Source organism: Anoxynatronum buryatiense (assembly GCF_900182905.1).
GTDB classification, from domain to species: Bacteria; Bacillota; Clostridia; order Peptostreptococcales; family Tindalliaceae; genus Anoxynatronum; species Anoxynatronum buryatiense.
The window spans coordinates 381,669-394,868 of the sequence record NZ_FXUF01000002.1; the positions used below are offsets into that span (position 1 = coordinate 381,669).

Below are 13,200 nucleotides of genomic sequence, written 5' to 3' on the forward strand. Positions count from 1 at the left end.
GAACAGGCATAGAGAACAATAAAGCACCCCTGAACACCATGTTCAGGGGTGCTTTATTGTTTGGGAGAACCGAAAAAAATACTTATGCAGCTTTTGTGTTTTGAAGACAGGTGATATCTGAATCAGGTGAAGTGCAAAATGGTTTATGGGGAAGAATTTGAAAAAATAGAGTCAAGGTAAATTTGAATGCGAAAAGAGTCGATGAGGGCAAAGATGGTGGCCGAATGATTAAAATCAAGCCCGGTTAGTTCCTTAATCCGATTAAGGCGATAGGTCAATGAGTTTTTGTGAATGAATAGATTAGCAGCAGTCTGGCGAAGGTTTTTATCACATAGCAAGTAGGTGTACAACGTATGATAAAGATCACTGTTATTAACACGATCATAAGCTTTAAGAGTATTAAGCACAGGATGGCAAAAATGATCCAATGACAGATTTCCCGAATAACTATGAAGCAAGTGATAGTAGGCAAAATCGGTGTATTCCAGAATTCTATCCGGCGTTTCCAACACTTCTGCATATTTGATTGCCTGGATACACTGATTAAAGTGTCTTTTAAAATCACCTATATGATGAAATGGCCAACTGATTCCGAAGCTGACTTCCCGATAATGGGACAGATTGCGGAGTTTTTGTTTTTGGCTGTCTGAAATCGATTCTACGACGATCCCAATATAACCTTTGTATTGGATAGAGTAACCTTTTGGAAAAATTTGTTCCAATTCCATGGTGACAGTTCTTTTAATGTGGCGGTTACTGATGGGATGAAGAAACCGGGCGACAATCGCTTGCATCGTTTGCGGAAAATCGAATGTTGGCAAAGGGGCACCATCGCCAAACTCTGAAGAGTCAAGTAAATTATAGAGAATCGTACTGGGCAGTGAGTTTTGACCACCTTTATACAAATTATCCTCCAGCTTTTTAAAAAGAATAACGCCAACCCGGTGAAGCAGCTTAAAATGAAAATGTTGCAAGGGTGTATGGTGCTCAATCATCGTAATGCCACCAACAAGACGACCATTTTCCACAACCCGGGAAACAAGCTTTGGCTGGGGGTCTCCTTCCAGTTGGATGATGATGGCATCATCATCTTTTTTTGACCAGTTGGCCATCTGTTCATTTTCTAAAACCTTTTTTTTGAATTCATCAGTGCAATAACGTCGCTCAAGATTCTCGGCCCATAGGGGGTCCATAATTTCAAAATTGGTGGCGTGAGCAATGATGTTCAGGTTTGCATCAGACAGAATCAACGCATTCCCCAAAATACCCGCGGCAGTATTGATCAGTTTAGGAATGCTTTCACCGTTTAAAGCAGCTTCAGCAAACTGGTAGAGGTCAGATTCAGCTTTTAAATCTTCCATTAGATAATGCCGGGATAATGACAATATATTAGCAAAGTCTTTTTCTTTGATGATGACCATGAAAGCACTATCGGGAACTGAAGAAGGTGTTTTCGTGACAAAAATCATGATGGGGCTGTTGACCAATTGGATCTGCTTCATATCTTTGCAAAAGTAGAGTGTATGTGCTTCGCACTGGCGAGAAGCATCTGTCAGAACCTGGATTTGCTTAAATTCTTCGGAAAATACGGGCGTTTTCAGCACTTCCATTTCGTAGCTTTTCTGAAGTAAATCAATCAATTGGCAGAATCTCATGGTCAGAATCACCTTCCTTACACACTATTTTATCACAGATTTATAAATTGAAAACACTGAAAAAAATGACATAAATTTAACATCTCTTAGGGATAAACGCACAAAAGATGGGGGGGATCTTTGGGTTAGACAGCCATACCCCTGTGATGAAGCGCCATGATAAAATGACACAAATAGTTGGAAAAATTTGATTTTTGACACACTTCAAACGAAAGGAGAGGAAAAGAAATGATAACGACTTATGACGTTTTTGTTCCGATGCTCATGGGCGGCGGGGCATCTCTCAGAACCGGCTTAAAAGTGCGGGAACTGGGATGTCAAAAGGTGCTGGTTGTTTATGACCAGGGAATCAAGGAAGTGGGTATTGCCGGCAAAATTGAAGAGAACATTCGAAATGCAGGCGTCGAGACTGTCTGCTTTGAAGATGTTGTGCCTGATCCTCCTGATAAAATGATCGAAGAAGCGGCAGAAATAGCGAAGCGGGAAGCGATAGACGGCATTGTGGCAGTTGGTGGCGGAAGCGCAATGGATTCAGCAAAAGGCATCAATGTTCTCATGAACAACCCACCTCCGATTGTCAGTTACTTTGGAATCCAGAAAAATCTCAAACCAGGGGTGCCAATGATATTTATCCCGACAACAAGTGGAACAGGAAGCGAAGTAACCAATATGGCGGTTGTTTCTGCTACCGATCTTGGGAAAAAAGACAGTGTTGTGAGCCCTGTGTGCTTGGCAACTCTGGCGATCATAGACCCTGAACTGACATTAGAACTGCCTCCAAAACTCACGGCAATTACGGGTATCGATGCACTGGCCCACGCGGTGGAATCGCTGACGGGTGGACATGCAAACCCCATGTCCGATGCCCTGGCGCGTGAAGCCATCCGCTCGATTCATCACTGGCTTCCGATTGCAGTTGAAAACGGTGGGAACTATCAAGCCCGGGAAGCGTTGATGATGGCTTCCACCCATGCTGGGATGGCGTTCACCAATGCACTGGTTCATTTGGGACATTGCATTGGTCATGCTTTGGGAGCTTCGTTTCACATTCCCCACGGCACAGCTTGCGCAGCAACTTTGCCCGAAGTGATCGAATATGCAGCGAAAACAGAGTCAATGAAAGTGAGAATGATATGCGAGTGTTTGCAAAAGGTGATACCTGAACAGGCAACAACCGACGAAATTGGACGGATTGGCCGGGATGCTTTGCGGTCCTTTATAAAATCAGTGGGTATTCCAAATCTGAAACAGATGGGATTAACACTGGAAGAAGCGATGAGTGTGGCACCCAGGGTTACAAAAGACGAAGGAATGGCTTTGGCACCGTACCGCATCACGCCTGGAAAAGTAGCTGAAATGATAGCGTCCGCCTATGATGCATAGAAATCAGAAACGAAAGTGAGGGATTCGTGATGCTGTTTAAATTAGTGGCTGACATGACAGACTTAACGGTAAAAAAGGAACCACTTGACGAAGCATATTATGAACTTGGTGGCAGGTCATTGATTGCTCAATACCTGATAAAAAATGTTGTGCCGACGTGTGATCCTCTTGGTGAGGGAAATCACTTGATCTTCTGTACAACCGTTTTTGCCGGAACAAAACTGACAACATCCAATCGTATGTCGGTTGGAGGAAAAAGCCCCTTAACGGGTGGGATCAAAGAGAGCAATGTGGGAGGATATGCAGCAAGTCTTCTTGCCGAGCAGGGCATTCGGTTGATTATTATTAAAGGAATATCGAAGACCAATGATCTGTGGACGCTTCATGTGGACTCAAAGGGAGAAGCTTGGTTCAAGGAAGCAAACGATTGCAAAGGGATGAACAATTACGAGTTCAGTGAGCAGATACATGGAAAGTATGGCAGCAAAATTGCAACTGTGTCCATCGGTTGTGCAGGTGAACGTTTGTACAAAAATGCTTCCATTCAGGTTTCGGAGTTTCGCTCTGGGCACCCCAGCCGTGCGGCGGCAAGGGGCGGATTAGGTGCTGTCATGGGGAGCAAGGGGTTAAAAGCACTGGTGATCGAAAAGCCGGATGAAAGGCATCAGTTGAAATATCAAAATGAAAACCAGTTCAACGAAGCTTGTAAAACCTTGAATGATCTTGTTGCCAAAGGAGTTCAAAATGATCCCTTTCACAACATTGGAACGATTGCAACCATAGAAGCCACTGGGGCCAATGGTATTCTGCCGGTTGATAATTTTTCAGGCAAACTGTTTCCAGAGTACCGAAAAGTGGGAGCCAATCAATTCATGGAGAATTTATCAAGCCGCGGCGGAAAAAACAAAATTCCCTGTCAGCCGGGATGCATGGTTCGATGCTCCAACAGCTACCATGACGAAGATGGAAAATACTTGACTTCAGGATTCGAATACGAAACCATTGCCCTATTTGGACCCAATTGTCATATTGCTGATCTTGATGCAATTGCCAGAATGGACCGCCTCTGTGATGACTTGGGAGTTGATACCATCGAAGCAGCCAATACCATAGCGGTTTGCATGGAGACGGGTAAAATTCCATGGGGAGATTCTAAAGCTGCGCTGGATTTATTGAATGAAATGCTCGAAGGGACTGACTTTGGTAATCTCATGGGTCAGGGATGTGAAGCAGTGGGGAACCACTTGGGTTGCAAACGCATTCCAGTCGTTAAACATCAATCGATTGCGGGATATGACCCCCGAAATACAAAAGGGACAGGAATCACATATGCGACCAGTCCTATGGGGGCAGATCATACTGCCGGCCTGACAATGGGACGCGCCTTCGACGATTGTGGGCGTACAGCGCAGGCTTATGCATCAAACAAATTGCAGGTTGCCATGTGTTTTGCAGATAGTATGATGTGTCTGTTTGCATTTACACATATGGTGCCGGGGATTCCATTGCTGGCAAATCTGATGGCAGGTCTATATGGAGGTGAGGCAGATTTTAACAGAATTGCAACCATGGGGGTTAAAACCATTCTGACAGAGAGAGCCTTCAATCAGCAGGCGGGAATGACAATCAAAGACGATCGGCTTCCAGACTTTTTCTACCGTGAAAAATCGCCTGCGACGGGCGCGAAATTCGATATTGATGATCATGAACTAAACGTGATCTTTGATTTCTAATGATAAAAGTGAGGAATGAAATCATCCCTTTCAGAGAAGGTATAACCGTCGCAGATGTTTTCAGGGAAATTGGTGAGACAATTCATCCAACCACATTAGTGACATTGAATGGAAAAGTAATCCCATATACAAAGCTCCATCACTGGGTGCTTTCTGATGGGGATGAATTAAGACTTCTGCCGATTATATCGGGCGGATAAAGTCAAACAGATGGAATTAGATGGAGATGGCACTTCAATCACAAGCGGGTCGTTAAGTAAACACGTAGAATGCAGAAGGGGGTTTATCAATGAGTATCAATGATGTAACGGTAAAGTTGAATGAAAAGAATCCATTTCGCTGGGTCATGCTCATGTTTATTTTCCTGTTCTATTTCACGATTTTAGGATTTACGAATCAAACATTTAACATACTGCTGGCAACCATCACTGAAGATATGGGATGGACAGCCACGCAGAGAACAGCCATTGCGGGAGCCATGTCTTCCGGCATGATTTGGTTCGTTTTTGCTGCAGGAACAATGCTTGATCGCTTCAGCGTCAAAAAGATACTGGGTTCAGCAGTATTGCTATCAGCGGTACTCATTTTTATAAGAGGGCGGGCTGAGAACTTTACCATCTGGTTTGCGATCATGTTTTTGTTTGGCGTCGCCAGTGCATTTTATATGCCGGCATGTACAAAAATGATTGGATTATGGTTTGATTCCAAAGAGTTACCCTTTGCCAACGGCGTTTTAACAGCAGCAAGTCCCATTGGTCAGTTAACGGCGAATCTCTTGGGTGTTCGCATCATGTATGCTCTTGGCGGGTGGGAAACTCTCTATACATTGATGGGAACCGGTATTGTGTTGATCGTTTTCTTCTTCTTTATCATTGCGAAAGATCGCAAAAGCGAAGATGCGGCGCTTACTTCTACCATTATGGAAAATGCAGATTTATCTTTCTGGAAAAATATCGGAGGAATTTTAAAAGTGCCCATGGTGTGGGTTTACTGTATTGCGAATATGTTCTTTCTTGGAAGCATCTATGCCGGCGGTGCACTTGGACAAGTGGTTTACCAGACCGACCCCAGATGGATGCTGGACCGGGCTGTCTCTGGCAGGATTCCTGCTGCCAATAATATGGCTTCAATGGTTGCCTATATCGTGGTCCCTTTAATTATTGCAAAAGTAGGGAGCAAACATTATCGAAAAGCTGCGATCGTGGCAGGGTTTCTTGCGCCGGTGTGCTTTATGATTGGAATTCGCAGTTTTGATATTCGAGTTGCTTTCACCACCTATGCCCTTGCCGGTGTTTTGTATGGAGCGATTGTGCCTGCCTCCAAAGTGTTAATGCTTCAATTGCCCGAAGTGCGGGGTCAACGGGCGGGAACAGCACTTGGCGTCTATGTAACCATCGAGCGAATTGGTATCACTGCAATGATTTCGTTGTTAGGAGGAATGATTGCAGCCAATCCAGACACCATGGCAAACTCCCTGGCAAACTTCTTCACCCTGCAGTTTGTCGCACCAATTCTCATCATTATCGGCGGGCTTGTGGAAAGAAGAAGAGCAAATACGGTTGTTACTGCAACTGCTGAAGCAAAAGCAACAGCAAACTGAACTCATAAAGGTGTATATTTTGCCGGCATAAGGAGGCGGAAAGTTGAAAACAATCATCAGAGTCAATTGCAAAACGAAAGAAATAACGATTGCACCTGAAGGAGAGGTGATGAAAAATCTTGGCGGAAGAGCATTGACAGCACACATACTCACAGAAGAAGTTGATCCAACATGCGACCCGCTGGGGCCTGAGAATAAGCTGATTATAGCGGGAATGCTTCTTGGCGGAACCACCATCAGTACGTCAAATCGCTTGTCTTTTGGCACCAAAAGTCCGCTAACTGGTGGAATCAAAGAATCGAATGTGGGAGGAACGGCTGGGTCTTATCTGGCTGGTCATGGCATTAAAGCACTCATACTGGAAGATGCTCCTGAAGAAAACACATGTCACCTGCTATTGATTAAGGCTGATGGAGCCATTGAACTTCATGATGCGATATCATTATCGGGAAAAGGAAATTATGAAATTGTTGAAACGATGCAGAAAAGATATGGCGCGAAAATCAGTGTGATTTCAAACGGCATTGCCGGCGAACGGCAATATCTGAACTCCTCAATTCAGGTTACCGAAATGGGAATCGAAAAACCATGCAGAGCGGCTGCCAGAGGCGGCGTTGGAGCTGTGCTTGGTTCGAAAGGAATCAAAGTGATTGTCATCGAAAAACCGGCATTACCATACAAAATGAAGATGGTTGATGAAACAGCTTTTCGAACAGCCAGTAAAAAGGTAACAAAAGCTGTATTGGATGGCCGTGGAATGCTGAGTGATGTGGGCACAGCCGGGATCATCGGGGCAACAATTCCCATGGCAATCGCGCCTTATCGAAACTTCAACGGAGGGCAATTGACAGCCGAGGAAGAGGAGCGTTTTAACGTTCAAACGATTGTAGAACGCATCAGAGCCTATGGCGGAAGTACAGGACATGCTTGCCAGGCCGGTTGTGTGGTCAAGTGTTCGAATATCGTTAATGATCGCAATGGAACGTTTTTAACGGCTGGATTTGAGTACGAAACGATCGAGCTTTTTGGGCCGAACTGTGCCATCTTTGATATTGATATGATTGCTGCGTGTGACCGATTTTGTGATGATTATGGTTTTGACACCATTGAACTGGGTGCATCATTGGGAGTATACATGGATGCGGGGGAGATATCCTGGGCTGACACAGAAGGCGTGCTAAATCTATTCAAGTCATTCTACGGGGATAACCCTGTGGCAGATGATTTTGGGGCAGGCACTCAGAAACTGGGTGAGAAACTGGGTGTGAAGCGAATTCCCACAGTCAAAGGGCAGGCTATTCCGGCGTATGATCCGAGAAATTTAAAAGGAACAGGTGCTGCTTATGCCATTAGCCCCATGGGAGCAGATCACACCTGCGGAGCTTCATTATCAAGAAAAGATTTACCGCCGACTGGCAAATCAGGACAATTGGAATTTGCAGTCAACTCACAGGGCATTATGGCGGCATGTGACAGCAATGTGTGCTTGTTTGCCTGGGCAATGACGGCGTCGGCCGGAGAAGAATATGCCAATGCGGTTAGTGCAGCATTAGGTGGTAAATGGAGCTTTGAAGATATTTTAACAATGGGCAAACAATGCGTTGAAAAAGAACAGGTATTTAACCGCCGGGCAGGCATTTTACCTGATGATGATCGACTGCCGGCATTTTTTTATCAGGAAGCATCATCTGCAACTGGGGCAGTCTTTGACATTACCCATGAAGAAGTAGAGGAAATGTGGCACCATCGATCATTGACAGAGTAATGGAAAGGAGCGGCAGATGAAAATCGACTTAGAAGGTCAAACCGCCATTGTAACAGGTGCAGGTGGTGACATTGGTGCAGGTATCGTGGAAGCCTTGGCTAAATGTGGTGCGAATGTGGCTGTGACAGATCTGGATATGCAGGCAGCTCAGAAGGTTGTTTTTTCTATGAGCGCTATGTTCAAGGGAGAATACAAAGCATACCAATTGGATGTTTCTGAACAGACAGATATCAAAAGGGTGTTCAGTAAGATTTGCAAAGACTTTGGAACCATTGAAATACTGGTTGCTGGTGCTGCCTGTGCCGGAGAAGGAAAGAATTACTTTGAAACGCCGATGGAAACTGCCAGAAAAATTGCAGATGTAAACATTCATGGGACCGGCATGTGCATTAAAGAAGCGTTAACCTATATGTTGCCGCAAAAATATGGAAAGATCATTACAATTTCTTCAGTTGCCGGAAGAGAAGGAACTGCCGGGACTCCCAATTATTCAATTTCGAAAGCAGCCATGATTGCTCTGACCCAATCAGTGGCAAAGGCACATGCGAAAGAAGGCATTTCAGCAAACAGTGTGTGTCCCGGATATTTACTGACAAACATGTGGAAGAAGGGTATCGAGAAATACAGCAAAATATTGGGCAAAACGCCTGAAGAAACGTGGCAACTGCTGGCATTGGACAGAATGGCAACCGGACGGGCGCAAGAACCGGCAGATATTGGGAATGCAGTGGCATTTCTGGTATCTGACCTGGCCAAGAACATAACAGGCCAGGCACTTAATGTATGCGGAGGAGCAAAATTCAATTAATGATGAAAACACAGGGAGGTTGAAGATGTGGCAAAGGTTGACGGTGGAAGGCTATTTGCAAAAGCGTTGAAAAAAGAAGGGGTTGAGTGCGTCTTCACTTTGTCGGGAGGGCACATTATGCCGATTCTTTATGGATGCAGAGAAGAAGGCATTCGAGTCATTGATGTGCGTCACGAAAGTACAGGAGGATATGCAGCAGAAGCGTACGCAAAGGTAACGGGTAAACCTGGGATTTTAGTGACGACAGCAGGGCCGGGGATTACAAATGCAACGACTCCAATGGCAGAGGCAGCAGAGACCGGAATTCCAGTTATTCACATTGGGGGAGGATCTCCCATCAGAGAAAATGATACGGGGCCACTTCAAAATGTGAAGAGCTTTGAGGCCATGGCAGTGTTTTGCAAATGGGCCAGAAAAATTTATAACAGCAGCAGGGTGCCAGAGTATGTGGCGATGGCTTTCCGGCATGCGTATGATGATACACCCGGTCCTGTCTATTTGGAAATTGCAGCCGATGTTCTTTTCCAGCAATTCGAAGAAGATGAAATTTACTGGCCCGAACGTTACCGGGCATTCACAACAGCTTATGGAGATCCCCGGTTGGTGGAGCAGGCAGCAGAAGCGTTGATACAGGCAGATAAACCGGCAATGATTATAGGGGAGACAGCCAGATTTTCTCAGCAGGAAAAGAATAGCGTAGAAAAACTGGCAAATTACCTGAAAATACCTGTATTTTCTCAAACCACTTCAAGAGGCGTATATGCCGACGAACGAACCAATGAACTTTTCAGAATAGGTGAAGGGGCCATAAGAGAAGCAGATGTTGTCCTGGAGCTGGGTGTTGATCACAGCTATAAAATTGGCAAGGGAAAGGCTCCCAGGGTAAATGGTGCTGCCCTTCGTATTATGGTTCATCCTGATTTGACCAAAATTGGATACAACGTACCGGCAGATATTGGCATAGTAGCGGGAGCAGGTGCGGCATCAGATCAAATCTTTGAAATGGTAAAGGCAAAAACAAAACCAATTCAATCAGGAAGCTGGACCGATGAAGCACGCGAACTGACAAAGATGATGAGAAAGCCATTTCTTGAAGCTGCAGTTTCAACCATCTTACCAACGCATCCGGGAAGAGTAGCCGCAGAAGTTGCAAAATACATCGAAACAGAAGCGACAGACTGGCATGTGATTTGTGATGGTGGTGACGCTGCCAGTTGGATCGATGCAAATGCAACAGCCAGCTATCCTGGACAAGTGGTTCGATACGGCCCGCTGGGCACCATTGGAACGGGCCAGGGATATTCTTTGGGTGCCTGGGCAGCTGATGGAAAGCCCGTGCTGTATTATACCGGTGATGGCAGTTTTGGTTTTTACTCAATGGAATTTGAAACATTTGTCAGAAATAATATTCCGCTGGTTTGTGTCATTTCAAACGATTCGGCCTGGGGAATGATCAAGTTATCTGAAGAAGCCAAAAGGCCTGACTATATTAGTGAAAACGGGCATTTGGCAACCACACTCCCAGAGATGTTCCCTTATGAGAAAATGGCGGCATTGTGGGGTGGCGTTGGTATTCGGGTGGATCATTATGATGATATCATTCCGGCAATCAGAAAGGTTCGAAGTTCAGGGAAGCCCGGTATCATTAATGTTGATGTTGACAAAATAGCAATGGCGCCTGCAACGGCAGCATTTGCAGGTGTTAAGCAGAAATGACGCTGCATGAGGAGGGTTTTTAATGCAGGCATGTGTAAAAGAGGCGAAGAAGAAACTGGTTGTGAAAAACGTTCAAATACCAGTAAGAATCGAAGATGATGACGTATTAATCAAGATATCAAAAGTGGGTATTTGTGGATCAGATCTGCACCTGTGGCATCTGGAAGACCGTATCGGATTAATCATGGGTCACGAATTCTGCGGTGTGGTGGTAGAGCCTGGAGCCAGTATATTTAAAGCAGGGGAACGAGTTGCTGTTATACCAAAAGGGCCCAGGGGTTATCAGTCGACACCTGGGGTTCTGGCAGATGGAGCATATGCTGAGTATTTTATGGCTGCAGCAAAGTATGTCACACGCATTCCTGACGATATTGATGATTGTGAGGCCAGTATGATTGAACCCTGCGGTATTGCGTACAAAGCTGCTAAAAAAGCGGCGATTCAACTGGGAGATAAAGTGCTGGTGGAAGGAGCGGGAATCATAGGGCTGTTGGCAGCCGCCTGGGCGAAGGCAATGGGAGCCGCCTATGTGGCATTGACTGAAGTAAATCCACAAAGATTACAAGCCGCAAGGGATTTGACAGACGCTGACGCAGTGTTTGATTCGAAGAATCCAAACATTGGCGATGAACTGTTGAAGGCATCTCATGGAGGATTTGACAAAGTAATTGAGTGCACAGCTGTGTCGAGTGCTGTGAACTTGGGACTGGACATGTTAAAGCCGGGTGGAAAAATGATTTTTGTTGGAGTCACCTATAATCATGTTCCAATAAATGCATTGAAATTAGTTATGAAAGAATTGGTTATAGAAGGGATTTTTGGATCATCAGTTGTGTTTGAGGAAGTGATTGAAATACTGTCTCAACAAATATTCAATCTCAAAAAGTATATATCTAAAGAAATTGGATTGGAAGATATCCAGCAAACCTTCGAAGAACTGGAACAGGGAGACAGTGGATACATAAAAGTTGTCATTTCTCCCCAGCTGACATTTGAAGACAATGAGGCATGATGACATTTTGAACGACTTCTTTGCCAACTGGCAATGAATGGATGAGGGGAGTAAAGACAATGAACTCAGCGGTGATTATGAGCTGCTATTTACTGTTAACAATGGGGGTGGGAATCTATCTCTCCAGATCAAACAAAAGTACAGAAACATTTTTTGTTGCCAAAAAGGGATTGGGTGTGGGCTTGATCGTTCCACTGCTCTTTGCAGAACTGATAGCCGGAGCAGGCACCATCGGAAATGCTGAAATGGCGTTCAGAACAGGGCTGTCATCGGTGTGGGCCCAGTGGGGAATGGCAGCAGGGTGCATTTTGTTTGTCATTTTTGTGAGTCGGTTTTACTGGATCATGGGAGACAAACAGGGCGTCATGTCAGTACCGGAAGCTTTTGGAAAAAGATTTGACGAACGCACCCGTTTGGCAATTATGATGATCATTTCTCTTGCGTATTCGTTGATTTATTCGACTCAGCCGGTTTCAGCCGCAGCAATACTGGCACCTATGTTTAATATCAGCGTGAATACGACTGCATGGGTGGTGGCCGTCGTTATTATCATCATCACCATCACCGGTGGGTTGAAGGGAGCTGCATATCTCAGCATCATTCACTCATTTGTCATGTACTTTGGAATGTTTTTGACTGCTGCTATCGTATTAAGGCACGTGGGCGGTTATCAGGTCATCCGCCAGGAACTTCCAAATGAAATGTTTCATTTACTTGAGCCGGGGATTTTCACCGTGATTGCCTGGATACTGGGCACTGCCTTTTCTTTTTTCACAGCCTCAACGGTTGTTGCGGTCACATTTGGTGCAAAATCATTAAAAAGTGCCAATCGAGGCATTGTTCTGGGCGCTTTCCTGATCATTCCCTTTGCATTGTCCCCAGCACTGATCGGGCTGGCTGCAAGAGCACAAATGCCGCATATTTTAGCCAAAAATGCGCTGTTTGAAATCGCTTCCAGTGTGAGTAATGAAGTGGCGGGCATGGCAAGTATGGGAGTTATAGCCGCCATATTATCAACTGCCCCGGTGATGCTTCTCATTACGGTTACCACACTTACCAGAGATCTATACAAAGGGATTATCAAACCGCAGGCAACTGATCAAGAACAGATGCGGTTCTCGCAGGTAGCCATTATTGGCATTGGACTGGCGGGGACTTATTTCGGTTTGCAATCCACATCAATTTTAGGTCAGTTACTGGGAGCTCTGCAAATTCGATCAATTGCAGGTGTTGTTCTTGTCATTTCACTTCTGTGGCCGAGGGTTAGCAACACAGCTGTCTTCTATTCCATTATCACGGGTGGTGTTCTTGCAGCAGGATGGCACTTTGCGGGAAGCCCCTTCGGCATCGAACCATTATGGCCTTCGCTTATTGTGGGAATTCCTCTTTTAGTGGTGCTCTCGCTGTGCAGCAGTGAAAAGGTGTCAGCAGAGTATAAGAATTATCATGCCCTTTCGGTAAAAGCTGTCGAAGATGAAAACCAGACGATGATCAACCAATCAATCTAAGATACTCATGCATATTGAGA

The 13,200-nt window shown here is 45.2% G+C and carries 10 protein-coding genes; 9 read left to right on the forward strand and 1 reads right to left on the reverse strand.

Annotated features, from left to right (window positions below):
* Window positions 1-143 precede the first annotated feature (143 nt).
* The gene (locus QOL74_RS04435) at window positions 144-1,610 is read right to left on the reverse strand and encodes a PucR family transcriptional regulator (RefSeq protein WP_283408233.1); all 1,467 of its coding nucleotides are present in this window, start codon (window positions 1,608-1,610) and stop codon (window positions 144-146) included.
* Window positions 1,611-1,883: 273 nt separating this feature from the next.
* Between QOL74_RS04435 and QOL74_RS04440 the strand changes: the two genes are divergently transcribed.
* The 9 genes from QOL74_RS04440 to QOL74_RS04475 all read left to right on the forward strand — a co-directional run bounded on the left by QOL74_RS04440 (window position 1,884) and on the right by QOL74_RS04475 (window position 13,180).
* Window positions 1,884-3,038 carry an iron-containing alcohol dehydrogenase gene (locus tag QOL74_RS04440; protein WP_283408234.1) on the forward strand — a complete coding sequence of 385 codons (1,155 nt, stop codon included), beginning with the start codon at window positions 1,884-1,886 and terminating at the stop codon, window positions 3,036-3,038.
* A gap of 29 nt (window positions 3,039-3,067) precedes the next feature.
* Complete coding sequence (locus QOL74_RS04445; protein WP_283408235.1) at window positions 3,068-4,771, forward strand: aldehyde ferredoxin oxidoreductase C-terminal domain-containing protein; 1,704 nt, start codon at window positions 3,068-3,070, stop codon at window positions 4,769-4,771.
* Complete coding sequence (locus QOL74_RS18450; protein WP_430383852.1) at window positions 4,771-4,971, forward strand: MoaD/ThiS family protein; 201 nt, start codon at window positions 4,771-4,773, stop codon at window positions 4,969-4,971. Before QOL74_RS04445 ends, QOL74_RS18450 begins: the two co-directional genes overlap by 1 nt.
* Before the next feature lie 116 nt (window positions 4,972-5,087).
* A complete protein-coding gene (locus tag QOL74_RS04450; protein WP_283408236.1) occupies window positions 5,088-6,371 on the forward strand; it encodes an MFS transporter in 1,284 nt (427 codons plus the stop codon).
* Window positions 6,372-6,414: 43 nt separating this feature from the next.
* Window positions 6,415-8,136: an aldehyde ferredoxin oxidoreductase C-terminal domain-containing protein gene (locus QOL74_RS04455; RefSeq protein WP_283408237.1), complete on the forward strand. Its 1,722-nt coding sequence runs from the start codon at window positions 6,415-6,417 to the stop codon at window positions 8,134-8,136.
* Between the two features lie 16 nt (window positions 8,137-8,152).
* Window positions 8,153-8,944, forward strand: a complete 792-nt coding sequence (locus QOL74_RS04460; RefSeq protein WP_283408238.1) for an SDR family NAD(P)-dependent oxidoreductase — start codon at window positions 8,153-8,155, stop codon at window positions 8,942-8,944.
* Between the two features lie 27 nt (window positions 8,945-8,971).
* Window positions 8,972-10,660, forward strand: coding sequence for a thiamine pyrophosphate-binding protein (locus tag QOL74_RS04465; RefSeq protein ID WP_283408239.1), 1,689 nt, complete (start codon window positions 8,972-8,974; stop codon window positions 10,658-10,660).
* A 22-nt stretch (window positions 10,661-10,682) separates the two neighbouring features.
* Window positions 10,683-11,672 (forward strand): zinc-dependent alcohol dehydrogenase, encoded by a 990-nt coding sequence (locus QOL74_RS04470; RefSeq protein ID WP_283408240.1) that lies wholly within the window; start codon window positions 10,683-10,685, stop codon window positions 11,670-11,672.
* A gap of 59 nt (window positions 11,673-11,731) precedes the next feature.
* Window positions 11,732-13,180 carry a sodium:solute symporter family protein gene (locus QOL74_RS04475; RefSeq protein ID WP_283408241.1) on the forward strand — a complete coding sequence of 483 codons (1,449 nt, stop codon included), beginning with the start codon at window positions 11,732-11,734 and terminating at the stop codon, window positions 13,178-13,180.
* Window positions 13,181-13,200: the final 20 nt, after the last annotated feature.